The sequence below is a fragment of the Hahella sp. HN01 genome, from assembly GCF_018986435.1.
In the GTDB taxonomy this organism is placed as follows: domain Bacteria; phylum Pseudomonadota; class Gammaproteobacteria; order Pseudomonadales; family Oleiphilaceae; genus Hahella.
In genome coordinates, this window is sequence record NZ_JAHMIN010000022.1 from 87,703 (window position 1) to 114,531 (window position 26,829).

At 51.0% G+C, this 26,829-nt stretch carries 24 protein-coding genes; 9 read left to right on the plus strand and 15 right to left on the minus strand.

All coding sequences use genetic code 11. The features are described 5' to 3' along the window. The first annotated feature begins 20 nt into the window (after positions 1 to 20). Positions 21 to 860: an HDOD domain-containing protein gene (locus KP814_RS20370; protein ID WP_253938509.1), complete on the plus strand. Its 840-nt coding sequence runs from the start codon at positions 21 to 23 to the stop codon at positions 858 to 860. 41 nt (positions 861 to 901) lie between these two features. Here KP814_RS20370 and ung read toward each other — a convergent pair whose 3' ends face one another. From ung to ffh, 14 genes are all read right to left on the minus strand, one after another. Beyond that, positions 902 to 1,663 (minus strand): uracil-DNA glycosylase, encoded by a 762-nt coding sequence (gene ung, locus KP814_RS20375; RefSeq protein ID WP_216738496.1) that lies wholly within the window; start codon positions 1,661 to 1,663, stop codon positions 902 to 904. A gap of 42 nt (positions 1,664 to 1,705) precedes the next feature. Continuing rightward, positions 1,706 to 3,229, minus strand: coding sequence for a lysine--tRNA ligase (gene lysS, locus KP814_RS20380; RefSeq protein ID WP_216738497.1), 1,524 nt, complete (start codon positions 3,227 to 3,229; stop codon positions 1,706 to 1,708). Positions 3,230 to 3,300: 71 nt separating this feature from the next. Then, a protein-coding gene (gene prfB, locus KP814_RS20385; protein WP_216738498.1) for a peptide chain release factor 2 occupies positions 3,301 to 4,399 on the minus strand; the annotation gives its coding sequence in 2 pieces (ribosomal slippage) (positions 3,301 to 4,323 and positions 4,325 to 4,399; 1,098 coding nt in all). Positions 4,400 to 4,520: 121 nt separating this feature from the next. Then, on the minus strand, positions 4,521 to 6,272 hold the full coding sequence (gene recJ / locus KP814_RS20390; protein ID WP_371824074.1) for a single-stranded-DNA-specific exonuclease RecJ: 1,752 nt from the start codon (positions 6,270 to 6,272) through the stop codon (positions 4,521 to 4,523). Between the two features lie 87 nt (positions 6,273 to 6,359). Beyond that, positions 6,360 to 7,754 (minus strand): threonine synthase, encoded by a 1,395-nt coding sequence (gene thrC / locus KP814_RS20395; RefSeq protein WP_216738499.1) that lies wholly within the window; start codon positions 7,752 to 7,754, stop codon positions 6,360 to 6,362. A gap of 103 nt (positions 7,755 to 7,857) precedes the next feature. Next, positions 7,858 to 9,153, minus strand: a complete 1,296-nt coding sequence (locus KP814_RS20400) for a homoserine dehydrogenase (RefSeq protein ID WP_216738500.1) — start codon at positions 9,151 to 9,153, stop codon at positions 7,858 to 7,860. 52 nt (positions 9,154 to 9,205) lie between these two features. Next, positions 9,206 to 10,396 carry an alanine transaminase gene (alaC, locus tag KP814_RS20405; RefSeq protein WP_216738501.1) on the minus strand — a complete coding sequence of 397 codons (1,191 nt, stop codon included), beginning with the start codon at positions 10,394 to 10,396 and terminating at the stop codon, positions 9,206 to 9,208. A gap of 515 nt (positions 10,397 to 10,911) precedes the next feature. Further along, positions 10,912 to 11,655 carry a DsbC family protein gene (locus tag KP814_RS20410; protein ID WP_216738502.1) on the minus strand — a complete coding sequence of 248 codons (744 nt, stop codon included), beginning with the start codon at positions 11,653 to 11,655 and terminating at the stop codon, positions 10,912 to 10,914. 147 nt (positions 11,656 to 11,802) lie between these two features. After that, the gene (xerD, locus tag KP814_RS20415; protein ID WP_216738503.1) at positions 11,803 to 12,705 is read right to left on the minus strand and encodes a site-specific tyrosine recombinase XerD; all 903 of its coding nucleotides are present in this window, start codon (positions 12,703 to 12,705) and stop codon (positions 11,803 to 11,805) included. 97 nt (positions 12,706 to 12,802) lie between these two features. Then, complete coding sequence (rplS, locus tag KP814_RS20420; RefSeq protein ID WP_127972772.1) at positions 12,803 to 13,159, minus strand: 50S ribosomal protein L19; 357 nt, start codon at positions 13,157 to 13,159, stop codon at positions 12,803 to 12,805. A 29-nt stretch (positions 13,160 to 13,188) separates the two neighbouring features. Continuing rightward, positions 13,189 to 13,938 (minus strand): tRNA (guanosine(37)-N1)-methyltransferase TrmD, encoded by a 750-nt coding sequence (gene trmD, locus KP814_RS20425; RefSeq protein ID WP_216738504.1) that lies wholly within the window; start codon positions 13,936 to 13,938, stop codon positions 13,189 to 13,191. A gap of 1 nt (position 13,939) precedes the next feature. After that, positions 13,940 to 14,461, minus strand: coding sequence for a ribosome maturation factor RimM (gene rimM, locus KP814_RS20430; protein ID WP_216738505.1), 522 nt, complete (start codon positions 14,459 to 14,461; stop codon positions 13,940 to 13,942). Positions 14,462 to 14,482: 21 nt separating this feature from the next. Beyond that, positions 14,483 to 14,722: a 30S ribosomal protein S16 gene (gene rpsP / locus KP814_RS20435; RefSeq protein ID WP_216738506.1), complete on the minus strand. Its 240-nt coding sequence runs from the start codon at positions 14,720 to 14,722 to the stop codon at positions 14,483 to 14,485. 127 nt (positions 14,723 to 14,849) lie between these two features. Next, positions 14,850 to 16,232: a signal recognition particle protein gene (ffh, locus tag KP814_RS20440; protein WP_216738507.1), complete on the minus strand. Its 1,383-nt coding sequence runs from the start codon at positions 16,230 to 16,232 to the stop codon at positions 14,850 to 14,852. A 247-nt stretch (positions 16,233 to 16,479) separates the two neighbouring features. On the opposite strand from ffh, the gene KP814_RS20445 reads away from it, so the two are divergent. From KP814_RS20445 to KP814_RS20465, 5 genes are all read left to right on the plus strand, one after another. After that, positions 16,480 to 17,286 (plus strand): inner membrane protein YpjD, encoded by an 807-nt coding sequence (locus KP814_RS20445; RefSeq protein ID WP_216738508.1) that lies wholly within the window; start codon positions 16,480 to 16,482, stop codon positions 17,284 to 17,286. Positions 17,287 to 17,352: 66 nt separating this feature from the next. Further along, positions 17,353 to 18,651, plus strand: a complete 1,299-nt coding sequence (locus tag KP814_RS20450; RefSeq protein WP_253938510.1) for an HlyC/CorC family transporter — start codon at positions 17,353 to 17,355, stop codon at positions 18,649 to 18,651. A 171-nt stretch (positions 18,652 to 18,822) separates the two neighbouring features. After that, positions 18,823 to 19,425 (plus strand): Yip1 family protein, encoded by a 603-nt coding sequence (locus tag KP814_RS20455; protein ID WP_216738509.1) that lies wholly within the window; start codon positions 18,823 to 18,825, stop codon positions 19,423 to 19,425. Positions 19,426 to 19,673: 248 nt separating this feature from the next. Continuing rightward, positions 19,674 to 21,935 (plus strand): DUF1631 domain-containing protein, encoded by a 2,262-nt coding sequence (locus KP814_RS20460; RefSeq protein WP_216738510.1) that lies wholly within the window; start codon positions 19,674 to 19,676, stop codon positions 21,933 to 21,935. A gap of 102 nt (positions 21,936 to 22,037) precedes the next feature. Further along, positions 22,038 to 22,754, plus strand: a complete 717-nt coding sequence (locus tag KP814_RS20465) for a TonB C-terminal domain-containing protein (protein WP_216738511.1) — start codon at positions 22,038 to 22,040, stop codon at positions 22,752 to 22,754. 38 nt (positions 22,755 to 22,792) lie between these two features. Here the strand turns inward: KP814_RS20465 and grxD are convergent, their stop codons facing one another. After that, complete coding sequence (gene grxD / locus KP814_RS20470; RefSeq protein WP_127972779.1) at positions 22,793 to 23,113, minus strand: Grx4 family monothiol glutaredoxin; 321 nt, start codon at positions 23,111 to 23,113, stop codon at positions 22,793 to 22,795. A 351-nt stretch (positions 23,114 to 23,464) separates the two neighbouring features. Here grxD and KP814_RS20475 point away from each other — a divergent pair, with 351 nt between their 5' ends. The 3 genes from KP814_RS20475 (at position 23,465) to KP814_RS20485 (ending at position 26,722) form a co-directional block, all read left to right on the plus strand. After that, positions 23,465 to 24,661 (plus strand): aspartate aminotransferase family protein, encoded by a 1,197-nt coding sequence (locus KP814_RS20475; protein ID WP_216738512.1) that lies wholly within the window; start codon positions 23,465 to 23,467, stop codon positions 24,659 to 24,661. 92 nt (positions 24,662 to 24,753) lie between these two features. Then, complete coding sequence (gene argF / locus KP814_RS20480) at positions 24,754 to 25,668, plus strand: ornithine carbamoyltransferase (RefSeq protein ID WP_216738513.1); 915 nt, start codon at positions 24,754 to 24,756, stop codon at positions 25,666 to 25,668. Between the two features lies 1 nt (position 25,669). Beyond that, the gene (locus KP814_RS20485) at positions 25,670 to 26,722 is read left to right on the plus strand and encodes an ABC transporter ATP-binding protein (RefSeq protein ID WP_216738514.1); all 1,053 of its coding nucleotides are present in this window, start codon (positions 25,670 to 25,672) and stop codon (positions 26,720 to 26,722) included. Positions 26,723 to 26,829 lie beyond the last annotated feature (107 nt).

Sequence of the window (26,829 nt, forward strand, 5' to 3'; positions counted from 1 at the left end):
ACCTATTCACGGATATGCAAATGGCAGAATTAGAAGAGAAAATCAAAGCAGACATACTTCAGGCAATAGATTCCGATAAGCTGGTGCTGCCCACCCTTCCGGAGGTCGCTCTGCAAGTTCGAGAAGTGGCGGAAAGTCCGGACTCATCCGTTCAGGACCTCGCTAAAGTTATTAGCAACGACACCGCCATGACCGCCCGCATTATACGTGTATGCAACAGCCCGCTTTTACGCGGCAGCAGGGAAATATCGAACCTGACCATGGCGATTGGCCGCCTCGGCATGGCCTACACCGCAAACCTCGCGACAGGGCTGGCGATGGAGCAAATGTTCCAGGCCACCTCGGAACAGATAGATCAACGCATGCGGGAAATCTGGCGCAGCAGTACAGAAGTGGCGGGCATCTGCCACGTGCTGGCGCAGCACTACACCAAGCTGAAACCCGATCAGGCGACCCTCGCGGGACTGGTGCACCAGATCGGCGCCCTGCCCGTACTGACCTATATCGAGCATAACGACATTCATGTCGACAACGAAACCCTCGACAAACTGATCGAAACCCTACAGCCCACGATTGGGCAATACATTCTCAAAAAATGGGACTTCCCTGCGGAGCTGCAAATCGTGCCTACAGAGTTCAGCAACTTCCATCGGGAAACGCCCAGCGTCGATTACGCAGATGTGGTGATGGTCGCCAAGCTGCAAAGCCTGATAGGCAGCCAGCATCCTTACACGGAGATGGATTGGGGGCAGATATCGGCGTTCAACCGACTCGGACTCGACCCGGAAATAGATATGAACGAGGCGGAGGATTTAAGCGCGGAAATGGAAGCCGCCATGGCGCTACTTTCACCTTCCTGACGCAAACAAAAAACGGCGGACCTGGGTCCGCCGCTTTGGACTTACTCTACAGAGGCGGGCGCTTTCTTGATCAGCCGCCCCTTCTCATCCAAACGATCCTTCGGAGGCAGTCGCCAGTCAATCGCTTTCTTCTGATGAGCACGCAGATAGTCATTCGTGCTAGCGAAATGACCACACCCCATAAAACCTCGATGGGCGGATAACGGCGACGGGTGAACACTTTCCAGCACACAGTGACGCTGGCGGTCAATAAAGGCGCCTTTGCGCTGGGCGTAACTGCCCCACAACAAAAACACCACATTTTCCCGCTCGCTGTTTATCAGCTGTATCACTCTGTCAGTGAACTGCTCCCAGCCTTTCCCCTGGTGCGAGGCGGCCTTGCTCTGCTCCACTGTCAGTACGCTGTTCAGCAGCAAAACGCCTTGTTGCGCCCAATAGGCCAGACATCCATGCTCAGGCACGCCCAATCCGAGCTCGTTGTTAATTTCCTTAAAGATATTCACCAACGATGGCGGCGGCGCTATCCCTGGCAACACGGAAAAGCTAAGTCCATGCGCCTGACCCGGACCGTGATAGGGGTCCTGTCCCAGTATGACAACAGACACATTCTCAAAAGGCGTCGAGTTGAGCGCGTTGAAGCAGTTATCCAGACTAGGGTATATCACCTTGCCCAGTCCGTCTTGCGCCCCAAGAAACTGCTCCAGCTGCACCATGTAGGGCTTGGAAAACTCGTCTTTCAGGGCGTCCTTCCAGCGGGTGTCTGGGGCCAAAGCCCCAAACAGCACCTCTGCGCAGCTTTGCATCTGCATTCTCCTTTTCTCTATCCGTTCAATGCGGCGGAACGATCAGTCCGCCAACGGGCGCATATGGGGGAACAAAATAACGTCCCGAATTGAGGGCGAATCGGTCAGTAGCATCACCAATCGATCGATGCCAATGCCCTCACCCGCAGTAGGCGGCATGCCGTGCTCAAGCGCAGTGATGTAGTCTTCGTCGAAGAACATCGCTTCATCGTCGCCCGCCTCTTTTTCTTCCACTTGCTTACGGAAGCGCTCAGCCTGATCTTCCGGATCGTTCAACTCCGAGAATCCGTTAGCGATTTCTCTACCGCCCACGAAAAACTCAAACCGGTCAGTGACGAAAGGATTATCGTCATTACGACGCGCCAATGGCGATACTTCCGTCGGATACTCAGTAATAAAGGTCGGTTGCATCAAACGATGCTCAACTGTCTTCTCGAAGATTTCGATTTGAACCTTGCCCAGACCCCAGGATGCTTTAAGAGGAATACCCAGGTCCGTCGCCACTTTTTTGGCGCTGTCCATATTATCAATATCCGCCAGCGTCAATTCAGGATTGAAGTGAAGAATAGACTCCACGACGGTCATACGCAGGAAAGGCTTGCCGAAGTCATAGACGATTTCATCGACCACCTCGCCCTCTGCATTCTTGGAGGTGTTGCGCACTTCCGTCGTTCCCAGCGCTTCCTGAGCCACCCAACGCAGCATTTCCTCGGTCAGGTTCATCAGGTCTTTGTAGTCTGCAAACGCCTGATAGAATTCGATCATGGTGAATTCAGGATTATGGCGAGTGGACAAGCCCTCATTGCGGAAGTTGCGGTTAATTTCAAATACCCGCTCAAAACCGCCAACCACCAGACGCTTCAAGTAAAGCTCCGGCGCGATACGCAGGAACATCTCAATATCCAGGGCATTGTGATAGGTCACAAAGGGACGCGCCGTGGCGCCGCCAGGAATGACCTGCAACATCGGCGTCTCCGCCTCAATAAAGTCGCGCTTGGTCAGGAAATAGCGAATGCTTTCGATCACTTTGGAGCGAATACGGAAGGTTTCACGCGCTTCTTCGTTCGTGATCAGGTCCAGATAACGCTGGCGATAGCGCATTTCAGTGTTGGTCAGACCTTTATGTTTGTCCGGCAAAGGACGCAACGCTTTCACCATCAAACGCGGGTTTTCCATATTCACGTACAGATCGCCCTTGCCTGATTTATGCAGAGCGCCTTCCGCCGCCACAATATCGCCCAAATCCCACAGTTTGACGTTTTCCAACTGTTCCGGCGGCAAGCCCTTACGATCTACGTACAGCTGAATACGCCCCGTCGTGTCCTGTATGACGACAAAAGGTCCACGCATCGCCATGATGCGGCCAGACACTTTCGCGCGCACGCCCGCTTCTTCCAGCTCTTCCTTGCTTTTATCACCATAACGAGCCTGCAGGTCTGCACAGTAGCTGTCGCGACGAAAATCATTCGGAAACGCCTGCCCCTTTTCCCGCAACTTACCCAGCTTGCCCCGGCGCTCAGCGATCAGTTTGTTTTCATCTATTGCAGGATTTTGGTTCTCTGTCATGGTTAGTTTAATCCACTATTTATCAATCAATTGGCAAAAATTACGGGTCGAGACAAAAGCGAAGGGCCTGATTACAGGCCCTGCTTCAAACTCGCCTCGATAAACTCATCAATATCGCCGTCAAGCACCGCCTGACAATTGGAGTTTTCTACGGATGTACGCAAGTCTTTTATGCGCGACTGGTCCAATACATAAGACCGGATCTGGCTGCCCCAACCAATATCGGACTTACTATCTTCCAGTTGCTGCGCTTCGGCATTGCGCTTTTGTATTTCAAGCTCATACAGCTTCGCTTTCAGCTGTTTCATGGCCTGATCTTTGTTTTTGTGCTGAGAACGGTCGTTCTGGCACTGCGTCACGATGCCGGAAGGCATGTGCGTGATACGTACGGCGGACTCGGTCCGGTTAACGTGCTGACCGCCAGCGCCTGAGGCGCGATAGACGTCTATACGCAGATCCGCCGGGTTGATGTCGATTTCGATATCGTCATCCACTTCCGGAGAGACAAACACAGACGCAAAGGAAGTATGACGACGGTTGCCAGAGTCAAACGGCGACTTACGCACCAAACGGTGCACGCCGGTTTCCGTACGCAGCCACCCGTAAGCGTATTCACCCTGGAAGTGAATCGTGGCGCTTTTGATACCGGCCACTTCACCGGGGGATTCCTCGATCAAGTCAGTTTTGAATCCACGACGCTCGCCCCAACGCAGATACATACGCAGCATCATGCTCGCCCAATCCTGCGCTTCGGTGCCTCCGGAACCCGCCTGAATATCCAGGTAGGCATTATTGGGGTCCATTTCTCCCGCAAACATCCGACGGAACTCCAAAGTCTCCACCTGTGCGCGGATTGATTCCAATTCGGTTTCTACTTCAGCAACCGCATCCGCGTCCTGCTCTTCCACCGCCATATCCAGCAAGTCGGAGCAATCCGTCAATCCGCCGGTCACGTCATCGACGGTTTTAACTACCACTTCAAGGGAGGAACGCTCTTTACCAAGACCTTGCGCGCGCTCAGGATTATTCCACACGCTGGGATCTTCGAGCTCCCTTTCTACTTCAACCAGACGCTCTTTCTTGACGTCGTAGTCAAAGATACCTCCGTAAAGATTCTACGCGGGAGCGCAAGTCCTTGATGGTATTAACTATTGGATTCACTTCTAACATAATCGTCGGGGCCTCAAAAAACAGTTGAAACGGCGGCGGATCATCCACCGACCGTAAAGAAAGCCCGCTATTGTAAACAAACTGAACAGTGAGTTACACCTAGGAAAAGGCGATAGACAGCCTAATTACATGGCTCCAGATACTCGATGAGCAGTTGCAGATTGCTCTGCCCGCGAAACTCATTTACGTCGAGCCTGAAAACCACCTTCACCCGATCCCATTCACTGAACGGCGTCGCGGGATCAATATTGAAGTATATAGCGTCATAGCAATTGCCTGAGCGATTATCCGCCAGCGTCATCTTGAGATGGCGCTCGCCAACAATTCGGCAGCTGGCGATGCGGAACTGGCCGTCGAACAGCGGCTCAGGGAAGGATTGCCCCCACGGCCCCGCATTCTTCAAAGTAATCGCCATATTCATGCAAAGCTCTTCGGGAGACAGCTCGCCATCCGTCAAAAGTTTCGCCTGCAGATCGTCCGCACTCACAGCCGCTGCGACAACCTCTTGAAACGCTTCCGAAAAAGCAGTGAAGTTTTCCGGCCGTAAAGACAGTCCCGCCGCCATGGCGTGACCGCCGAACTTGGACAACAGCCCACTGCGCTTGGTGGCGACCGCATCCAACGCATCGCGAATATGCAACCCGGGTATTGATCGAGCCGACCCTTTTAGCTCACCATTATCTCCGGGCGCAAAAGCAATAACGGGGCGGTGCATACGGTCCTTGATGCGCGAAGCCAGAATTCCCACCACACCCTGGTGCCAGCTTTCATCATAAAGACAAACCGCCGCAGGAGGGTTGTCGTAAGTCCAGTTCATGCGATCAAGAATCGAAAGCGCCTGGGCCTGCATGTCGCGCTCTATTTCTTTGCGCGCCTGATTCAATCCATCAAGTTCCTGCGCAATCATCAACGCCTTGGCGGGATCCTCCGTCAGCAACAGTTCGATGCCAACGGTCATATCTTCCAAACGCCCCGCTGCATTGAGCCTTGGGGCAACTGAGAACCCCAGATCGGAAGCGCTAAGCTTTTCCTGATTACGTCCAGCCACTTGCAGCAGAGCATTAATGCCAGGGCGGCAGCGCTTGGCGCGGATGCGTCGCAGCCCCTGCTCTACCAGGATGCGGTTATTGGCGTCCAGCGACACCACATCGGCGACTGTTCCCAGCGCGACCAAATCCAGTAAATTAGCCAGGTTTGGCTCTATCATACCCGTAGCGGCGAACCACCCCTTGTCGCGTAACGCCTGTCGCAAAGCCAGCATCACGTAGAAAATCACTCCTACCCCAGCGATAGATTTACTGGGAAAGTCGCAACCGGGTTGATTGGGATTAACAATTGCGTCAGCTTCCGGCAACTCATCACCCGCCAAGTGATGGTCTGTCACGATGACTTGCAATCCAGCCCGTTTGGCGGCTTTTACGCCCTCAATGCTGGCGATGCCGTTATCTACCGTAATCAGCACATCCGGCTGACGTGACAACGCCACATCGACTATCTCAGGAGACAGGCCATAGCCGAACTCAAAACGATTGGGGACAATGTAGTCCACATTGGCCGCGCCAAACATACGCAACGCCAACACCCCCAAAGCCGTACTGGTGGCTCCGTCAGCGTCAAAGTCGCCTACGAAAATTATGCGCTGATTGCGCTGCAACGCTTCCGCCAGAATATCCGCTGCGCTTTGCGCGCCCGCCAGACTATCCAATTGCAGCAGATGGCTTAACGAGTACTCCAACTCATCACAACTGGCGACGCCTCTGGAGGCATAGATCCGCTGCAGCAAAGGAGGAAGCCCAGCCTGATCAAGGCATTCCGCCGGAACAGGACGACGTTCGATACGTTTTTTCGATATGGTTTGGGAGAGCTCGCTCACCGGCTATCCAATTTGTTGGTTGGCTAAATAGGAGTGACTCGTGACGGGACCATGCAAATAGTCACCGCCACGATCTGTCAATGGAGATTATTTCTTGAGCTGATCCTGCACAAAGCGCTGCACCGCCTGCAAGTCATTCGGCAACACCGTGAAGCGCTCTTCTCTGTCGAACAGATCAGACATATGAGCAGGTAGCTTCGGTTCTTCCTCGACGCCGGCTTTAACCACAGCTTCAGGGAATTTCGCGGCGTGCGCAGTCGCCAGAATCACCATTGGCGCACTTTTATCGCGACGGCAGGCTCGAGCGGCCTTGATGCCAATCGCTGTATGCGGATCTACAATCTCTTCCGTTTCGGCATAAATCTGATCGATACTCGCCAGAGTAGATTCATCATCCACAGCGTAGGAATCAAACAACTCCCTGGCATGACGCCAGCGATACTCCTCAATTGCTACGTCCTCTTTATTCATCTTCTCCATAAGTTCCGCCAACAAAGAGCCATTACGACCATGTAGATCAAACAACAAGCGTTCAAAGTTGCTGGACACAACAATATCCATACTTGGAGATAGCGTATGTTGTAATGGCTGCAGGTTGTACTGGTTATTGCTCATAAAACGATGCAGCACGTCATTGCGATTGGTGGCAATGACCAACTGGCTCACCGGCAAGCCCATATTGCGTGCGAGGTAACCAGCAAAAATATCGCCAAAATTCCCTGTAGGCACAGAGAAAGCGACACTACGGTGAGGCGCCCCCACACTCAGCCCGGCATGGAAGTAATAAACGATCTGCGCCATGATCCGCGCCCAGTTGATCGAGTTCACCGCAACGAGAGGACGGCCTCCCAAAAACGCCTGATCGCCAAAGCTCGCCTTCACCATCCGCTGACAGTCATCGAAGTTTCCTTCGATCGCCAGATTATGAACATTATCGCCCGGCGCCGTAGTCATTTGCCTACGCTGAACCTCAGAAACGCGACCATGGGGATGAAGAATGAAAATATCGACATGCTTGGAATGACGACAGCCTTCAATCGCCGCAGATCCAGTATCACCGGAAGTGGCTCCCAGAATCGCCACTTTCTGTCCACGCTTCTCAAGGAAATGATCAACCAAACGCCCCAGCAATTGCAGCGCGCAATCCTTAAACGCCAGAGTGGGCCCGTGAAATAGCTCCATCACCCATTCATTCGCCGAAATCTGCTTCAGCGGCGCCACAGCGGAATGAGCGAATTCTGAGTATGCGTCATTGACGATGGCGGAGAACTCTTCGATAGACAGAGAGTCTTCCACGAATGGGTACATGACTTTGACCGCCAGCTCCGGGTAACTCAGCCCAGCCCAAGAGGCAATCTCCTCAGGGGTAAAACGAGGTAAAAACTCAGGCACGTACAGGCCGCCATCCGAAGCCAACCCGGTCAACAGAACCTCTTCAAAGTTAAGCGCAGGCGCTTTGCCTCTGGTGCTTACATACTTCACGATTTAAACCCTTTACCTTTAGCGCAACGCCAATTACCGCACTGCGCGTTCACCTAATACTGTTAATCGAAAACCCTGCACCGGCATGGCTTTCTAAATTTATTCAACTGAATGATTCAACGCGAATGCGCGTCACTTTGCCAACCACATCAGGGAGCGCCTCGATCACCGCCAGGGCATGATTCATATTCATTTCCTGCACCCGGTGTGTCAGCATAATCATGGGGATCAGCCCGTCATGCTGCTCGCTTTCCTTTTGCACAATCGATTCAATATTGATGCTGTGTTCACTCAGAATCTGAGCGACATTAGCCAGCACTCCTGGATGGTCCTGCACAAGGATGCGCAAATAATAAGCGCTAACAACTTCCTCCACTGGAACCACCTCAAGGTCATTGAGGTGCTCAGGGTTGTGCCCCAGAGAAGGAACGCCAACCGCCACGCCTTGACGCGACGCCCTGGCGATATCCACCAAGTCTGCGACTACCGCAGACGCTGTAGCCTCAGCACCAGCGCCAGCGCCGTAGTACAAAGTCGGCCCCACAGCGTCGCCGTCGACCATCACGGCGTTCATAACGCCATCGACTTTTGCGATCAGCTGAGTTTCTGGCACCAACGTTGGATGTACACGCAGCTCAACACCATGTTCCAAACGTCTCGCTATGCCCAAGTGCTTGATGCGGTAACCGAACTCTTCCGCATACTGAACGTCTTCCGGCGCAATCGCACTGATGCCTTCCGTATAGGCGCGCTTGAATTGCAGCGGAATACCGAATGCAACGGACGCCAAAATGGTCAGCTTATGCGCAGCGTCAATGCCTTCCACATCAAATGTCGGGTCTGCTTCAGCATATCCTAAGGCTTGCGCCTCTTTCAGCACATCCTCAAACGCGCGACCTTTGTCACGCATTTCCGTCAAAATGAAGTTGCCAGTACCGTTAATAATTCCAGCCAGCCAGTTGATTCGGTTTGCAGCAAGGCCCTCACGCAGCGCCTTGATCACCGGCACGCCACCAGCCACAGCCGCTTCAAACGCCACTGTGACACCCTTGCGCGCAGCCAACTCAAAAATTTCGCCGCCATGCTCTGCAATTAACGCCTTGTTGGCGGTAACCACATGTTTGCCGTTCTCGATCGCTTTGAGGATCAACTCTTTTGCGATTGTCGTGCCGCCAAGCAGCTCAACAACGACCTCAACTTCAGGGTCAGAAGTTACAGCGAAGATATCAGTGGTAAATTGCGTTGAGTCCAGCTCACAAGCCGGATTCATCCGACGGGATGCGACACGGATTACTTCAATAGCCATACCCGCACGCGCCGCAATATCAACACCATTGCGCGCCAGCACGTTAAAAGTTCCACTACCTACAGTGCCCAATCCACAAATAGCTATTTTCATCTACCACGTCTCCACAACATTACGCGCTTACTATGGCGCATTTAAGAGTGCCTTAATCCAGTATCAAACCATCTTTACGAAACATCGTCTTAATGCCCCGGATCGCCTGCCGCGTACGATGTTCGTTTTCAATCAGTGCGAAACGCACGTACTCATCTCCATAATGCCCAAAGCCAAGACCTGGAGATACCGCCACCTTCGCCTCCAGCAACAGCTTTTTAGAAAACTCCAGTGACCCCATGTGGCGATAGTGTTCAGGAATTTTCGCCCAAACGAACATGGTTGCTTTAGGCGGAGTTACATCCCAGCCAATACTGTCCAAACCCCGGCATAATACGTCGCGACGGGACTGATACATCGCTCGGATTTCTTCCACACAAGCCTGATCGCCCTCCAATGCAGCAATCGCCGCCACTTGAATCGGGGTAAAAGTACCGTAATCCAGATAAGACTTAATGCGAGCCAAAGCCGCTATCAGTTCTGCGTTTCCACAACAGAATCCAACGCGCCAGCCAGGCATATTATAGCTTTTAGACAGAGAGAAGAATTCCACCGCCACTTCCTTCGCCCCAGGAACTTGCAAAATCGAAGGTGCTTTATAACCGTCAAATACGATATCCGCATAAGCGATATCCTGCACAACCCAGATTTTATGCTCTCGGGCGATGGCAATGACTTTTTCGAAAAAGTCTAATTCAACACACTGGGAAGTGGGGTTGCCAGGAAAGTTCAAGACCAGCATTTTGGGGCGAGGCCATGAATCAAGAATCGCCTTTTCCAACTCGGTGAAAAACGCGTTCGTATCCTCGCCCAGTGGGATATGTCGAATATCTGCGCCAGCAATGACAAACCCATAAGGATGAATCGGGTAGCTCGGGTTCGGCACCAACACGGCGTCTCCCGGCCCCATTGTCGCCAAAGCTAGGTGGGCAAGCCCCTCTTTAGAGCCAATAGTGACTATTGCTTCTCTCTCAGGGTCCAAATCCACATCAAAGCGGTTTTTATACCATCCGGCAATGGCCTTTCTTAGCCTGGGGATACCCTTGGACTGAGAGTAACGATGCGTATCACCCCGCTGCACAGTTTCAGTCAACTTGTCGACTATATGCTTAGGGGTTGGCTGGTCAGGATTCCCCATGCCAAAGTCAATAATATCCTCCCCCCTCGCTCGCGCCTGCTGCTTGAGCTCCCCAACAATGTTAAAAACATAGGGCGGCAAGCGACTGATGCGCGGAAATTCCATTGCGATCTCCTGAACGGCCAGAGGGCGAAGATTAAGATGAATACAATATTGGGAACAGGCCACGATAACCCGCACCCCGGAGTGTGTCAACGCAGCGCAGCGCTTATTTTACAAGGAGAGCAAGGGATCTTAACTCACCCTGACACAACCTGATAACAGGAAATGGCGCCACCAGAAAACAGCGGCTAACCTGTTAAGTAATTCCTTTTGGCGCAGACTGGCATTACGGAAATATAGATGGCCACTCAAACCAGAAAATCAGCTCAACATTGCTTATCAAGAGCTCTTCTTTTCGTTCCACTGCTTCTCGCTGGATGCGATAGCAGCACACCTTTTACTGGACTGAGTAATTATGAACTAAGCATGGAATTCCGTGCGTGCCAAAAAGAGGGGCTATCTCCCGGGGGAGCTCAAAGATGCAACAACATTGAAAGGGAGTGTGAAATAAGGAAGGACGAGAAAAACTTTCGCTGCTAGCGGAAGAGAATGCCTCACTTCCGCTAGCCAAACTTCTACTACTTAACTTCCAACCCCAAGCCTTTAGCAAGAGAGTCAGCAGGCACATATCCTGGAATCAAGCGACCATCATGCAGCACGATGGCTGGAGTCCCGCTAATACCAATCTGATTCCCCAAATTATATTGATCGGCGACTGGATTTTTACAGTCCTTGGAAGCAGGAGTTTTCCCTAGTTTCGCTTCTGTCAGAGCAGTCTGCTGGTCATCAGCACACCAAACGGAAACCATTTTTTGATAGCTTCCCGACCCTACGCCCGCACGAGGATAAGCCAAATAATTAACTTGCACGCCCAGCTCATTTAAACGAGGAATTTCCTTATGAAGCTTCCGACAGTATCCACAGTCCACATCCGTAAAAACAGTGATAGAAGCCTTCACCACTTCGGGCTTGAATACGATCATTTTTGACTCATCAATCGAGTTGACCAACTCTGCGCGAGTCTCTTCACGCCGGCGCTCCGCCAAGTTAGTGATGCGCCCCTCGCTCACTTGGTAGATATCACCCGCCACGAAATATTGCCCATCAGCGCTGGTGTACAGCAGCTGCGGATTATTGGACTCCACTTCATACACTCCCGGTATTGGGCTAGGGCTAACCTTTAGGATTTTCAGCCCAGGCACAGCCTCAGCCAACCGTTGTTTAATCACTTTCACGGCTTGCTCTTGCTGCTCGTCGGCGCGCGCTCCGAAAGCGACCGACAATGCCATTAATACCAATACAAAAGGGCGCATTACGTGCATGAATATACCTTCATCCGTTCTTGAATATATAGTTAGACCCTAAAATTACACAAATGTTCCTATCAAAACTAGGTCAATTGTGTAACGTGAAATAGATTTAACCTAACCCTTTCAAGCTCACACTCAAATGAAGCAAATACAAAAAAATCAGGAGCGAGGGTGGTGTTTTGAGTGCAGTTGCTGCAGCCTGGCCTTGGCCACATGGGTATATATCTGAGTAGTAGATAAGTCGCTATGCCCAAGAAGCAATTGAACCACGCGCAGATCCGCACCATGATTCAGTAAGTGAGTGGCGAATGCGTGACGAAGTGTATGTGGCGTTATGTTCTTAGCAATCCCACTGCGTGACGCATATAGCTTGATACGATACCAGAAGGTTTGCCTCGTCATCCCCCCGCCACGCAAACTCGGGAAAAGGACGCCATCTTCTCGCCCCCCCGTCAATTCGGGCCGAACACCTTTGATATAGGCCTCTAATTGCTCTACCGCTTGCTCCCCCAAAGGAGTCAGTCTTTCCTTATCCCCCTTTCCAACGACACGCAACACCCCTTGCCTCAAGTTAACCTGATAAAGCTGAAGACCAACCAGCTCGGATACACGCAATCCGCTGGCGTACAACACCTCTAGCATCACCTTATCCCGGGCCTCAATCGGCAACGAAATATCCGGCTCCGCCAGCAACCTATCCACTTCAGCCTCAGAAATCGCCCCCGGCAATAGCCGCCCCACTTTTGGGTGCTCAATCCTTAACGTCGGGTCCTCCCGAACAACCCCCTCCCTCAACAGATAGCGATAGAATTTTCGCAACGTCGACAACATACGAGCCGACGAGGCGCTCTTAGCACCTTTCTGCATGCGGGCAGCCAAAAAGGAAAATAAATCCTCCCGAGAAGCCTCGATAAGTGTTTTTCCACTTCTCGCCAGCCATTCCGCCAAGCGCACAAGGTCAGACCGATAGGACATCCTTGTATTTTCAGACAGCCCCTGTTCCAGCCACAGCATCTCTATGAATCTATCGATAGTTTCCTGGCAGGCCTGCGAAAAACTCATATTACTAGTCATCTTTCCTTTTCAAACTTCCAGCCTGACCACAAACAAAAAAGGGCGGTCAATTGACCACCCTTTTCTGGATAAACCGAAGCCGGAATTAATCCAACTTCTCTTTGATGCGAGCAGCCTTACCGCTAAGATCACGAAGGTGATACAACTTAGCCTTGCGAACGTCGCCACGACGCTTAACATTGATGCTGTCGACCAAACGGCTGTGAGTCTGGAAAGTTCTCTCCACACCAACACCATATGAAACTTTACGAACAGTAAAAGAAGAGTTCAGACCACGGTTTCTTTTTGCGATCACAACACCTTCGAAAGCCTGCAGACGCTCACGAGAACCTTCTACCACTTTCACACTTACAGTTACTGTATCACCCGGAGCAAACTCTGGGATTTCTTTAGTCATTTGCTCAGCTTCAAGCTGGCTAATGATTGTGTTTTTGCTGCTCATGGCTCGCTCCTAACTAATCCGAAGTAATCCTACGTTTCTGATATTAACTGCCCGCGCCGCAACTCTTGTATGATTTGAGCTTCTTCTTCGGATAGCTCACGCTGCTCGAGCAAATCGGGTCTGCGCTGAAGCGTTCTAAGCAAAGACTGCTCCAACCTCCAACGCCTAATCTTTTCATGATTGCCACTCAATAAAACCCCAGGAACCCGCTTATCGCGATATACCTCCGGCCTCGTGTAATGAGGACAATCCAGCAAGCTATTCTCGAAAGAGTCCTGCTCAGCAGACTCATTGTGACCGAGCACTCCTGGCGCAAGCCGAGAAACACTATCGATAATAGCCATAGCGGCAATCTCGCCGCCACTAAGAACAAAGTCACCCAAAGACCACTCTTCGTCGACTTCATCCTCAATCAATCTTTCATCAATCCCTTCGTAACGACCACACAGAAGAATCAATCCTGGGACATTTAACGCCGAGCGAACCAAAGCTTGATTTATTCGCCTCCCCTGAGGAGACAGATAAATAACTTTACTTCCCGCAGGAGCCACAGACTTCGCCGCATTTAATGCAGCCTCTAAAGGCTCCACCTTCATCAGCATTCCAGGACCACCGCCATACGGCCTATCATCTACCGTGCGATAGTTATCGGTTGCGTAATCCCTGGGATTCCAAGAGTAAACTTCTATCGAACTCTGCTTGATAGCCTTGCCCACCACGCCAAAGTCCGTAACCGACTTCAGCATTTCCGGAAATAAAGTTATGACGCCAAACCACACTTTAAAAATCCGGATCCCAGTCAACAACCATTAAATTCTTATCCAGATCAATATTCTCTATGAATTGGCCTGGCAAGTAAGGAATTAGCCGCTCACGCTTATCAATGCTTTCCGCAGATCCTGCAACGACAAGCACATCATTAGCGCCAGTTTCAATCAAATGACTCACCCGCCCTATATTTACCCCTTCAGAGGTAACAACGGTGAGCCCTTCCAATTGACGCCAATAGAATTCACCCTCTTCCAAAACTGGAAGCTCTGACGACTCAATCTCAATCTGACAACCAACATAGTTTTTTGCCATATCTCGATCATCCACGCCAGCTAGCGCAATAACGATCCCTTTACCCTGAGGCTTACCAGACCGAAGCTTTGCGCCCGAGCGATTTCCATCTTCGCGCACCAATTCCCAATTAGCGTACCGAAGCATATTCTCCGGTGGCGACGTGAAAGAATGAACTTTCAGCCAACCTTTTACGCCATACACACCGACGATTTTGCCTATGCAAATTTTCTCATTCATCGGCGTGCTTCACCAACCTGCTTAAGCGCTGGCCTTCACCAGATCACGAACGCGATCAGACATCTGAGCTCCACGCTCAACCCAGAACTGCAGACGCTCTGCGTCTACACGGACACGCTCGTCGTTACCGCGCGCAGTAGGGTTGAAGAAACCTACACGCTCAATGAAACGGCCGTCACGGGCGTTTCTGCTATCAGTCACGTTAAGGTGATAAAAAGGACGTTTTTTTGAACCGCCACGCGCTAGTCGAATTGTAACCATCTCAGTTTGAATCCTGTTGTAAATAAACCAATGTTGTTGGCTCAACACCTGAAAGGGCGCATATTCTACGCAATAATTCAAGCATTGAAAACCTTTTTGTTTACTCTCTGGCAATTAGACGCCAGAACTATCTCATGCGCCCCATTGGAGGCATTCCACCACCAGGAGGCATCATCCCACCCATTCCCCGCATCATATTCATGACGCCACCTTTCTTACTGAATTTTTTCATCATCTTCTGCATTTGCTTGTGCTGCTTAAGAAGGCGATTCACGTCTTGTATTTGTAGACCCGCCCCCATGGCAATCCGACGTTTGCGTGAATTGCTTACAACATCAGGAAACCGCCGTTCATGCGGAGTCATTGAATTTATCAACGCCTCCATATGAACAAACATCTTATCGTTCATATGCTGTTGCGCGACTTGAGAGATTTGCCCCATTCCCGGCAACTTATCCAGCATGCCAGCCATTCCGCCCATATTTTTCATTTGCTGTAGCTGGTCACGGAAATCTTCGAGATCAAAGGACTTCCCTTTTATAACTTTCTTGGCGAGCTTCTCAGCCTTCTTCTTATCAAGCTTGCGCTCAGCCTCCTCTATAAGAGAGAGCACATCCCCCATACCAAGGATTCTTGACGCAACTCGATCTGGATGAAACGGCTCCAGAGCCTCTACTTTCTCCCCCATCCCCATGAATTTGATGGGTTTGCCAGTAATAGAACGCACAGACAAGGCGGCGCCGCCACGAGCATCACCGTCCGCCTTCGTCAAAATCACGCCCGTCAAAGGCAGAGCATCATTGAACGCCTTAGCGGTATTCGCCGCGTCCTGCCCCGTCATGGCGTCAACAACAAATAAAGTTTCAATCGGATTGACCGCAGCATGCAGACGCTTGATTTCGGACATCATATCCGCGTCAATATGCAACCGCCCCGCCGTATCAACAATCACCACATCATTAAAACGCTTGCGAGCCTCAGCAATTGCCGCACTTGCAATATCAACGGGATCTTGGTCAGCAGTGCTCGGGAAGAAATTAACCCCGACATCCCCCGCCAAGGTTTCCAGCTGTTTAATAGCGGCGGGACGATATACGTCCGCACTCACCACCATGACAGATTTTTTGCGACGCTCCTTTAGGAACCGAGCCAACTTACCCACAGATGTCGTTTTACCAGCGCCCTGCAAGCCCGCCATCAAAATCACGGCTGGAGGCTGGCAATTAAGATTCAAGTCTTCATTCGCCTGCCCCATGACAGCAATAAGCTCATTCTGCACAACGCGAATAAACTCCTGCCCCGGCGTCAGGCTTCGCATCACGTCCTGACCTACGGCCTTCGCTTTAACGCTATCAACGAATTCTTTTACGACGGGGAGAGCAACATCAGCCTCCAGCAAAGCCATGCGAACTTCCCTGAGAGTTTCCTTGATGTTGTCTTCAGTTAGTTTCGCCTGGCCGGTAATCTTTTTTAGGCTGTCGGACAACCTTTCCGTCAGACTATCAAACATATAGCGTTCCCCTTAATAATCAGGTATGTCGTAAAAGGGCTTGGATTATATCCAACCCTACGGCATACTTCATCTAACAAATGGACCCAGCCGAAACCTATTTTTCCAACTCTTTGTTTATTAGGCGACTTTCGGCGCTTTTGAGTAAGCGCAAGAATATGCCAAAGCGCCTCATTTCCATAAACAAAGACAACAACCAGCAGGGCCAAAACAGCTAACACACCCCAGCCGACATGACTGACATTTAATGAGCGTTGTCACCCTTAGCATAGTCGCCACCGTTTTTTACACTGTCGCCACAGCCTTTCAATACGCTGTTTACGAGGGCAAGACGCCACAACGCCCGCACTTGGCCGGAGCCATTGGCTTTCTGGCTGTCGCAGCGCATGCAGTTAGCGTTTGGCTACTGAGCTCAACCTCTCTCGGAGCAGACTTCGGCTTTTTCAAAATCATCTCAATAATCAGCCTATTCCTCAGCGCTTTGATTGTTTCCTTCGCATACATAAAACCCGTACACAACCTGAAGCTGCTAATTTACCCCATAGCGATCATAACAGTCATCGCAGCCGTCAGCTTTAAAGGCCCCACTCAGGTGGTAGAGCCCGGACACGTGGGGCTCATGGCGCACATCACCTTATCAGTGATTGCATACTCCGTATTTAGTCTGGCCGGATTACAAGCCTTACTTCTCTATGCCCAAAACAAGCAGCTGAAGTCTCACATGACCGGCCGACTCGTAAAAGCGCTCCCCCCTCTTCAAACCACCGAAGATATTTTATTTGAGATGATCTGGACAGGCCTGATCCTTCTCACTCTGGCGATAATAACTGGTAGCTTTTTTGTGGAGGACCTGTTCGCACAACATTTGGTCCACAAGACAGCGCTTTCGATTTTATCCTGGCTTATCTTCGCACTCTTGGCCGTTGGCCGTAACCTATGGGGCTGGAGAGGCTTGCTCGCCGCCAGACTGACAATTGGCGGATGCTTACTGCTAGCCCTAGGGTTTCTGGGCAGCAAGATCGCCTTAGAGTTTATCATTCAACCCAAAATCTGATCTTGACACGCCCCCAAGCGTTTCTATGATGACTTCGTAATCACAACAAACGGTTTAACGCTCCCCTTGAACGACTTATCCACCACCTTTCTACTCGCTGTATTAGTCATCCTAATAGCTCTCTCTGGATTCTTTTCCGGCTCAGAGACAGGGATGATGACTCTGAATCGCTATCGTTTAAGGCACATGGCCAAAAACGGACACAAAGGCGCAAAACGCGCGAACACCTTACTGCAGCGTCCAGATCAGCTGATCGGCGTCATTCTGATAGGTAATAACTTCGTCAACATACTCGCCTCCGCAATCGCCACCGTTATTGCTACCCGCCTATGGGGAGACGCCGGCGTTGCTATCGCCACATCAGCATTGACAATAACTATCCTGGTTTTTTCTGAGGTTACACCCAAAACGCTCGCCGCCCTCTACCCGGAGCGAGTAGCATTTCCCGCCTCAGTGGCGCTAATCCCTCTCCTAAAACTCCTTTATCCCTTTGTACGGTGCGTCAATATCGCCTCCAACTCGCTATTGCGCCTATTTGGAGTCACCGAGTCTCAAGCAGGATCCGACCACTTGTCTCGCGAAGAGCTACGCACCCTGGTTCACGAGGCGGGAGTCCGCATCCCAAAACGACACAGACAAATGCTTCTGAGCATCCTGGATCTGGAGAAAGTCACCATAGAGGACATCATGATCCCACGAAATGAAATTACGGGGATCGACATAGAGGACGACATTGATGAAATTGTCGAACAATTAAGATCAGCTCAACACACCCGGCTGCCAGTCTACCGGGGGGATATAAACAACATTATAGGCATCCTCCACCTCCGCAATGCCGCCAAATTTCTCACTCAGAACGAGATAAACAAGGCAATGATCATGCAAAGCTGCCGTGAGCCCTACTTCATTCCAGAAGGCACTCCGCTAAACACCCAGCTTTTTAACTTCCAGAAAGAAAAGCGGCGAATTGCGGTTGTTGTAGACGAATACGGCGACGTACAAGGCATAGCCACCCTGGAAGATATACTGGAAGAGATTGTCGGAGAGTTCACCACCGATATCGCCGCCACCAGCCCAGACATCACGCCAATGGACGACAACCGTTACATGATCGATGGCTTTGCGACAATCCGCACGATCAACAAAATACTGGGGTGGAGACTTCCCACCGACGGCCCCAAAACGCTAAACGGACTTATCATGGAACTGCTGGAGACCATTCCAGAGAATCCAACATGCCTTAAGCTGCACGGGTACAATGTGGAAATCAAACAGGTCAAAGACAATGTCGTTAAGGCCGCCATCGTCCACGACCCATTCGCCCCTCCAAAGAGCAGCAAAAAGAAAAAAGCCGCCCAACAGTAAATAATACGCGCCGGAAACTCATTCAAATCAATGTCCGGCGCCCCTCCATATGCAGTTAGCGAATAAAAAAAAATCGTTTAAAAGATCAAAATATAAGCTACTTCTTGACTAAAAATAGCCGGAACACTATGAAGTAATAGTGACCATAAAAATAAGAAGGAGGCTTCCTATATGATCCTGGGCCACACGTTAGGTCTTTTCACGCATCCAGATCAGGAATGGCTGTCAATACGCGAAGAGCGCGCCACAACCGGGCGACTGTACGTACAACACACGCTATTACTGGCCTTAATTCCAACCATCGCCGCTTATATCGGCTCTACGCAAGTGGGCTGGACCATTGGCAGCGAAGAAACCGTCAAGCTAACTCAAGTAAGCGCCTTTAACTTATGCGCGCTTTTCTACGTGGCGATGCTGTCCGGAATCTATATTCTGGGCAAATTCATCGACTTCATGGCAATTACTTATGGCGTGGACAAAAATGCGCCCAGAGGTATTGAGCTGGCTGCATACGCAGCAACACCATTATTTATCATGGGAGCCATAGCCGTTTACCCCAATATTTGGGTAGACATGTTCGCAGGATTAGTCGGGGTATCGTACTCTGTATATCTTCTTTACGAAGGTCTACCGATTCTGATGAAAATCCCTAAAGAAAGAGGCTTTATGTTCGCCACAAGCGTTCTGACCGTTGGTCTGGTTATGCTTGTAGCTTTAATCGCCACCAGTGTTGTCATTTGGAGCGTTGGCATCGGTCCGGTTTATACGAACTGAAGCTATTAACGCCTTTACCTATGCGGTCGACTCTAGGGGCGACCGCATAGAATCGACTAAAACGGCGCAATACAGCCTAAGATGGCAAGACCGTTTTAGTAACTTATGGTAGATTTTTGTATATAAAGCCGTAAAATAGACGGCAATTATTATAACGACTCACCGCCAAACTCATACCCAAAAAAAAATAACAATATCTGTTGTCAGCTTGTTTTTGACGCCCCATTTGGGTGCAACAGGAGAAGTTTATGAATAAGGGGAGCGGTGTAAGTTACATTCGCGAGCGCGTGAAGGCTCACCCAAAGCCCGCGGATGAGCAGTTGCTTACGCGTATTCGCGATCACTCCATCTCAATGCTCCTTAACTTCCTCAACAGCATGTTCGATGGTGTTGATGATTCTTTCTTTGAACTAGCGAATCACGCTCATACAAATAATGAGCAGAATCGCTATTTCGAAGCCATGCGTGAGATCCGGATAAAACGGAAGGGGATAGAAAACCACTTCCAGCAGGAACTCGCACGCCTGTTCAATCAGCCCCCCTCTCAGCACAAGTCCAGCGAGACATTGTCCAACAATGTCGATGTTGATGTACTGAGCCTGGTGCAGAACGACGCCCTGGAAGAGTCCGTCGCGATTAACAGCATGATCAGCAAGGCAAGAGCTAACTTCTCCGGCTCGCTATTGCAGTTTCAGACTCGCGTATCCAGTGTGTATGGCGAAACCAATGAAGAAAATGCGGTCAACCCATTAGACCCCGAGCATATCTGCAAGGCATTTTCCGACGCCTGTATCGGTCTTGATATCGAAATAAAAGAAAAGCTGATCGTTTATAAGCAATTCGACCGCTACGTAATGGGCAACTTGGTCGAGAGTCTTGAAGAGGCTAACAAGATAATGATTCAGGCGGGTGTTATGCCTAACCTGAAATATACGGCCAAAAAGTCCCGCGTCACTCCCCGGTCAACTTCCGACGTCTCCGCACGCCCTTTGGAAGCACAAAGCGATGCAAACAGTCATGACGGCGCAGGCGATGTTTTTAGTCAAGTACAAGAGCTACTGTCCGCGCTCAGGAACACGCCTTCAGACTCTTCTGAGCAGCAACAAGGCGCAAACGCTGGAGCCGGTGGACGACAAGCTCCGCCCCCAGGAAATGTGCAATTTATTGCAGACGCCGACTTACTTTCAATCCTATCCCGTTTGCAGCATAGCGTTCGCACTGAGAATCTGGCGGAAGGGCCCGTCGTAGCGTTAGATCTACGCTCAGCGGTACAAGGGCTGTTGACCGAAGAAAGCCAGAAGTCAGGCAAGGCGACAGCACTTGATCAAGTTGATGAAGACCTCATCAACCTGGTCTCAATGCTTTTCGAATTCATTCTTGATGACTACAACCTGTCGGCTCCGATTCAGGTTCTAATCAGTCGCCTGCAAATCCCTATTCTCAAAGTCGCAATCAGAGACAAAAGTTTCTTTAGTAAGCCGTCCCACCCTGCCCGCAAGCTTTTAAACGCACTGGCGAAAGCAGGCATTGGCTGGAGTGACGCATCAGAGAAAAAACGCGACAAGCTCTACGAACAAATTCACCGCGCCGTTCAGCGCATCCTTGAGGAGTTCAACGGCGAAAGCGAGCTTTTCGAAGAGATATACCAAGAGTTCTCTCAATATTTAAGCCGCGAAGAACGAAAGGCCAAGCTGGTTGAGCAGCGAACCAAAGAAGCGGAAATTGGCCGCGTCAAGTCCCATAAAGCCCATCAGGTGGTAGAACAGATTCTCAGCGAGAAAATCGCTGCGCAACCTCTCCCACCTGTTGCCGTTGAACTACTTCGCGGCGGTTGGAGCCGCGTTATGTTCCTGGCTTACTTAAAAGAAGACACGGAACATCGCCTGAATCAGTGCACCAAAGTGGTGGACGAACTGACTTGGTGCTTACAGCCCCATGCCGAAGTTGAAGCCAGACAGCGCTGGGTTAAAGTTGTTCCCCAGTTACTCAAAAACCTCAAAGCTGGCTTGAAAGAGGTTTCCTACAACTCAGCCAAGCTTGAGCACATGCTGGGAGAACTGAAGAAGGCGCTGACAGAAACCTTCAAGCAACAGTCTATAACCAGCGCACAGAATGACGCACCCAAGCCGCCCGTATCGGTCCCAGTAGTCATAGAACAAAAACTCACTCCTGCCGCAAAAACAGCGGTAGAACGTCAGAGCGAGTACGAAGACGCCGCACTGGCGGAGTATCTCGCCAAAGTGGACGAGATGGAGTGCGGAGCCTGGATTGAGTTTTCTCTGGTAAATGGCGCTCGCTTCAGATGCAAGCTGTCCACAAAGATCGAGGACTCCGACACCTACATATTCGTTAACCGCCTAGGACTGAAAGTCGTCGAGAAGACCCGAGGCGAGCTGGCTCACGAATTACGTAAAGGGCGTATCAAAGCGCTGGAAGAAGGCCTCCTGTTCGACAGGGCGATGGATGCCGTTATTGGCAACCTGAGAAAGATGTCAGGCAAGGCGGCGTGAGGCGGAATAGGACTACCCGCTTCACATAACTGACGAAAACTCATTTCTACCGCCCTGGGAAATAAGTTAAATTCACTGCAGACCTCAAGTTCTATGTATTTTATGTCTGACAGTGAATTTAACGGCGCGCGCGTCACCAACGCTATTTTCTTCTCCATCCTCGCTCACGCAGGCATACTCTTTCTACTATTTTCCATCCAGCTTCCACCAAAAGAAAACTCAACAATTACAGTCACTCTCAGCGCACGAGCGCCCGCCGCCCCAGAAGCTCAAACTAATAACAAACCCACACAAGCCGATACGCCAAAGGACATTGTCGACGACACGCCGCCATGGAAAGGCGCACAACAAGATACCTTCTCAGGAATACCTCGCAGCAATGCAAATCGCACTAACCTGAACTGGGTGAGCGACCTGTTTAAAGGCGAGCCGCTCTCTGGCGACAAGAAACCCAATAAACCAGAAAACAAAACATATGAGATGGACGCATCCGTCCTAGAGCTATTGAAAAGCCAACCATCAACACACTCTACTTTTTGGCCATACCTCGTGCGCCACTTGGCGCAAAATCGCCTCTACAACAATCAATATGAATATAGCGACCTCACAGAGCCCCGCATGGTCGTGCTCAAGTTGCAGTTTCAAGAAACAGGAATGCTAGTTAAAGCGGAGGTAGAGAGGAGTAGTGGGAACGAGAAGCTGGACGCTGCGGCGATTCGCAGCGCATACGCCGCCAACCCCTATCAACGCCCACCTTCTACAGACAGCGTATTTGGATACAGTTATCTAGTGCAGATCCTGTACACCCCCGCCAGCTAAGCTATAGCTGCAGGTCCAAAGCCGCATATTTGAAATGGTTATTCTGCGACTGCAGCGCCTTTCACCATTCCCTGCAATTCGCCAGATTCGTACAACTCAGTGACGATATCGCACCCGCCTACCAACTCGCCTTTAATATAAAGCTGAGGATAGGTCGGCCAGTTAGAGTAGGTTTTCAACGCTTCACGAATTTCTGGATGCTCCAGAATATTCACATAAGCAAATTTCTCACCGCAGGCCATCAACGCCTGAACAGTACGAGCGGAGAATCCGCACTGAGGAGCATTGGGCGACCCCTTCATAAAAAGAATGACAGGGTTGCTGGTCAATTGCTCTTTGATAACTTCGATGACATCCATAAACCTAACCTTTAATAACAGTCATTGAGTGATTGGTTGACTATTTTACTATGTTTTTATGCGCTAGCGATGACGATTTAAACAGGCATCGACATAGAGCGCAAAAAATAAGGCTCTTCGCCCCTTCTGGAGCGGAAGTATACGCGAAAAGAGACGCTTCTTCAGGGGCAAATAATCGTCCGTTAACCAGGAAATTTGAGCCAGATCAGCGCCTCCCTGGGCTTCGTTGCCATGTGTAACAATTATCTATACTATAGTTGTTGGAACAGGCAGCCGGGGCTGCCTTTTTGCGTTATATAGGGTTTTCAACCATATATAGAGTTTAAGGTTGTATATAAGAGGACGAAGAAAATGGCCGGTCCAACCCTGATGAATACTTATGGCAGACTGCCCATCGCCTTTACGCATGGAGAAGGTTGCTGGTTATACGATACTCAAGGCAACCGCTACTTTGACTCAGTAACCGGAATCGCCGTATGTGGACTGGGTCATGCGCACCCTGCCGTTTCCGAAGCGGTTTGCAGCCAATCCAAGAAGCTTTTGCACTGCTCCAATCTTTATCAGGTTCCTCTACAGCAACAACTGGGCGATCTATTGTGCCAAGTCGCCGGTATGGACAGTGTCTTCTTTTGCAACTCCGGCGCCGAAGCCAACGAAGCCGCCATCAAGCTTGCCCGTCTATACGGCAAAAAGAAGGGCATTGAATCCCCCTCAATTATCGTCATGGATCACTCTTTCCACGGCCGCACTCTCGCGACATTGAGCGCAACCGGCAACCGCAAAGTTCAGGCCGGATTTGAGCCATTGGTGTCAGGCTTCGTTAGAGCACCATACAACGATATGAAAACCCTGGAGAATATCGCTCGCGCCAACAATAATATTGTCGCGGTAATGATGGAACCTATCCAGGGCGAAGGCGGCGTTAACATCGCGCCAGTAGAATATCTCCATGCAGTAAGAAAACTGTGTGACTCCAAAGGCTGGCTGCTGATGCTGGATGAAGTGCAAACCGGCAACGGCCGCACTGGCGCTTACTTCGCTTACCAGGACTATGGCATCGCTCCCGATGTCGTAACAACAGCCAAAGGCCTGGGCAATGGCGTGCCTATTGGCGCCTGCCTGGCCAAAGGCGTCGCTTCCGAAGTGTTCCATCCCGGTTCTCATGGCTCGACATTTGGCGGCAATCCACTTGCTTGCGCAGCGGCGATGGCGGTCATTAAGACGATTCAAAGCAACAATTTGACCGAAAGAGCCCGTACTCTTGGCGAGCAAATCCTCAGCAAGCTGAAGCAGGAATTCGGTGGCGCCGAATATATCAAGGACATTCGCGGCAAGGGCTTGATGATCGGCATAGAAATGACTGAGCCCTGCCCCGAATTAGTTCCCCTGGCGCAAACAGTGGGACTTCTGATCAATGTCACGTCTGATCGCGTTATCCGGTTATTGCCGGCTCTGACCATGACGGACGTTGAAGCAGAACATCTAGTAACGACACTGGTGCGACTGATCAAGCTCTACGCAGCGGACGATCGAAAAAAACCAAGGTAGGTTTATAGCCGTGCATACTGAAAGGCGACCGCCGTCGTCTTTCATTCCTTCTATATTTGACTTAAACCTACTGAAATGGCGAGTAACGCACCATGAGCATCAGACATTTTCTGACATTGTGTGACTTTTCCCCGGCTGAACTGGAATATCTGATTGAGCGGGCCATCCAGCTTAAAGCCAAACATAAAAGCAAACAGGCCTATACGCCGATGCAAGGCCAGGTTCTGGGTATGATTTTTGAGAAGTCCTCCACTCGCACTCGCGTCTCTTTTGAGGCGGGAGCGGCGCAGCTGGGAGGCTCAGCCATATTTCTTTCGCCTCGCGACACACAGCTGGGCCGCGGAGAACCTATTGAGGATAGCGCTCGGGTTCTGTCGCGCATGGTCGACATCATCATGATTCGCACCTTTGAACACAGCAAACTTGAACTCTTCGCCAAGTATTCCTCTGCACCGGTCATTAATGCACTGACTGACGACTACCACCCCTGCCAGCTTCTCGCAGACATACAGACCTATGTCGAACACAGAGGCTCTATCCGAGGCAGGAAAGTCGCCTGGATTGGCGACGGCAACAATATGTGCAACTCATACATCAACGCTGCGCGCCAATTCGGGTTTGAACTGGCGGTCGCCTGCCCTGAAGGATATGAGCCCATGCAGTCGTTAGTAGAGCAGAATGCGGACCGGGTAAAAATATTTCGCAACCCGTCTGACGCTGTCGCAGGCGCCCACTTGGTCGTTACCGACGTATGGGCTTCCATGGGACAAGAGCAAGAGCAGGCAGAGCGGGAAAAGGCTTTCTCCCAATTCCAGGTTTCCCCTGAGTTAATGAATAAAGCCGCGCCCGATGCGCTGTTCATGCATTGTTTGCCCGCACACCGAGGCGAGGAAATCAGCACAGACATGCTTGATGACCAACGCTCCGTTGTCTGGGACGAAGCAGAGAACCGCCTGCATGCGCAAAAGGCCCTCATGGAATTCCTGCTCTACGGCAAGCAGGTTTAACATGGCGGCGAGCGCTCCTCTGCTGGAGGCCAAAGACCTCAGCTGCGGCTATGGTGATCAGGCTGTCGTATCTCATCTGTCTTTTCAGCTGAACAAAGGCGAAATAGCCAGCTTGCTAGGCCCCAGCGGCTGCGGCAAGACGACTGTTCTGCGTGTATTGGCGGGCTTTCAGCCCGTCTTTGCGGGAGAGGTGAGAGTAAACGGCGCGCCTGTGTCTACGTCATCCGCCACTGTGCCGACGGAGAAACGCCAAGTCGGCATGGTATTCCAGGATTATGCGCTCTTCCCTCATTTAAGCGTCGCCGCAAATATCAGGTTTGGCCTGCATAATCGCAGTGCGACGGAAGCAGACGCAAAGCTGAAAGACATGCTGGAGCTTACCGGTATGACAGCTTACGCCAATGCTTACCCTCACCAGCTTTCTGGAGGCCAGCAGCAACGCGTCGCCTTAGCTCGCGCACTTGCGCCAGATCCAGTGCTACTACTAATGGACGAGCCTTTTTCCAATCTGGATGCGGAACTTCGCTCGCGCCTTAGCCTGGACGTCAGGGAAATACTCAAAAAGCGGGACATCACCGCAATTCTGGTGACCCACGACCAAAACGAAGCCTTCGCCATGGCCGATCACGTTGGCATTTTGCACGGAGGAGGCTTACAGCAGTGGGATACTCCCTATAACCTGTACCACGAACCCGCCAACCGCTTTGTCGCCAACTTTATCGGCCGCGGAGCCCTATTACCCGGCGTATTGACCACCCATGACAGCGTTGAAACCGAGCTTGGCGTCATTCGCGGCAACAGGGCCTACCCCTGGAATCCGCAACAGGCTGTCGAAGTATTGATCCGTCCTGACGACTTGGTATTCGACGATACCTCCCCTCAAAAGGCCAAAATTATCGATAAGATATTTGCTGGCTCCTCAACCCTCTATCGACTCCTCCTCAGCTCTGGCCGCAAACTGGAAGCGCTGACGCCCAGCCACCAGGATTTCCCCATTGATGCGGAAGTCGCCATTCGCCTGAAAGCAGAACATTTAATCGCGTTTAAAAAATAAAGGCGCAGCTGAAGTCTGAAGTCTGAAGTCTGAAGTCTGAAGTCTGAAGTCTGAAGTCTGAAGTCTGAAGTCTGAAGTCTGAAGTCTGAAGTCTGAAGTCTGAAGTC

Bases quoted from the DNA above. Each gene is read 5' to 3' on its own strand.
- ffh (WP_216738507.1), bottom strand. From the start codon at position 16,232: ATGTTTGATAGTCTGACGGAAAGGTTGTCCGACAGCCTAAAAAAGATT.
- rimM (WP_216738505.1), bottom strand. From the start codon at position 14,461: ATGAATGAGAAAATTTGCATAGGCAAAATCGTCGGTGTGTATGGCGTA.
- KP814_RS20475 (WP_216738512.1), top strand. From the start codon at position 23,465: ATGGCCGGTCCAACCCTGATGAATACTTATGGCAGACTGCCCATCGCC.
- rplS (WP_127972772.1), bottom strand. From the start codon at position 13,159: ATGAGCAGCAAAAACACAATCATTAGCCAGCTTGAAGCTGAGCAAATG.
- alaC (WP_216738501.1), bottom strand. From the start codon at position 10,396: ATGGAATTTCCGCGCATCAGTCGCTTGCCGCCCTATGTTTTTAACATT.
- ung (WP_216738496.1), bottom strand. From the start codon at position 1,663: ATGCAAAGCTGCGCAGAGGTGCTGTTTGGGGCTTTGGCCCCAGACACC.
- KP814_RS20485 (WP_216738514.1), top strand. From the start codon at position 25,670: ATGGCGGCGAGCGCTCCTCTGCTGGAGGCCAAAGACCTCAGCTGCGGC.
- grxD (WP_127972779.1), bottom strand. From the start codon at position 23,113: ATGGATGTCATCGAAGTTATCAAAGAGCAATTGACCAGCAACCCTGTC.
- xerD (WP_216738503.1), bottom strand. From the start codon at position 12,705: ATGAGTTTTTCGCAGGCCTGCCAGGAAACTATCGATAGATTCATAGAG.
- KP814_RS20465 (WP_216738511.1), top strand. From the start codon at position 22,038: ATGTCTGACAGTGAATTTAACGGCGCGCGCGTCACCAACGCTATTTTC.
- KP814_RS20410 (WP_216738502.1), bottom strand. From the start codon at position 11,655: ATGCACGTAATGCGCCCTTTTGTATTGGTATTAATGGCATTGTCGGTC.
- KP814_RS20460 (WP_216738510.1), top strand. From the start codon at position 19,674: ATGAATAAGGGGAGCGGTGTAAGTTACATTCGCGAGCGCGTGAAGGCT.
- KP814_RS20400 (WP_216738500.1), bottom strand. From the start codon at position 9,153: ATGAAAATAGCTATTTGTGGATTGGGCACTGTAGGTAGTGGAACTTTT.
- KP814_RS20455 (WP_216738509.1), top strand. From the start codon at position 18,823: ATGATCCTGGGCCACACGTTAGGTCTTTTCACGCATCCAGATCAGGAA.
- KP814_RS20445 (WP_216738508.1), top strand. From the start codon at position 16,480: ATGAGCGTTGTCACCCTTAGCATAGTCGCCACCGTTTTTTACACTGTC.
- lysS (WP_216738497.1), bottom strand. From the start codon at position 3,229: ATGACAGAGAACCAAAATCCTGCAATAGATGAAAACAAACTGATCGCT.
- rpsP (WP_216738506.1), bottom strand. From the start codon at position 14,722: ATGGTTACAATTCGACTAGCGCGTGGCGGTTCAAAAAAACGTCCTTTT.
- argF (WP_216738513.1), top strand. From the start codon at position 24,754: ATGAGCATCAGACATTTTCTGACATTGTGTGACTTTTCCCCGGCTGAA.
- KP814_RS20370 (WP_253938509.1), top strand. From the start codon at position 21: ATGGCAGAATTAGAAGAGAAAATCAAAGCAGACATACTTCAGGCAATA.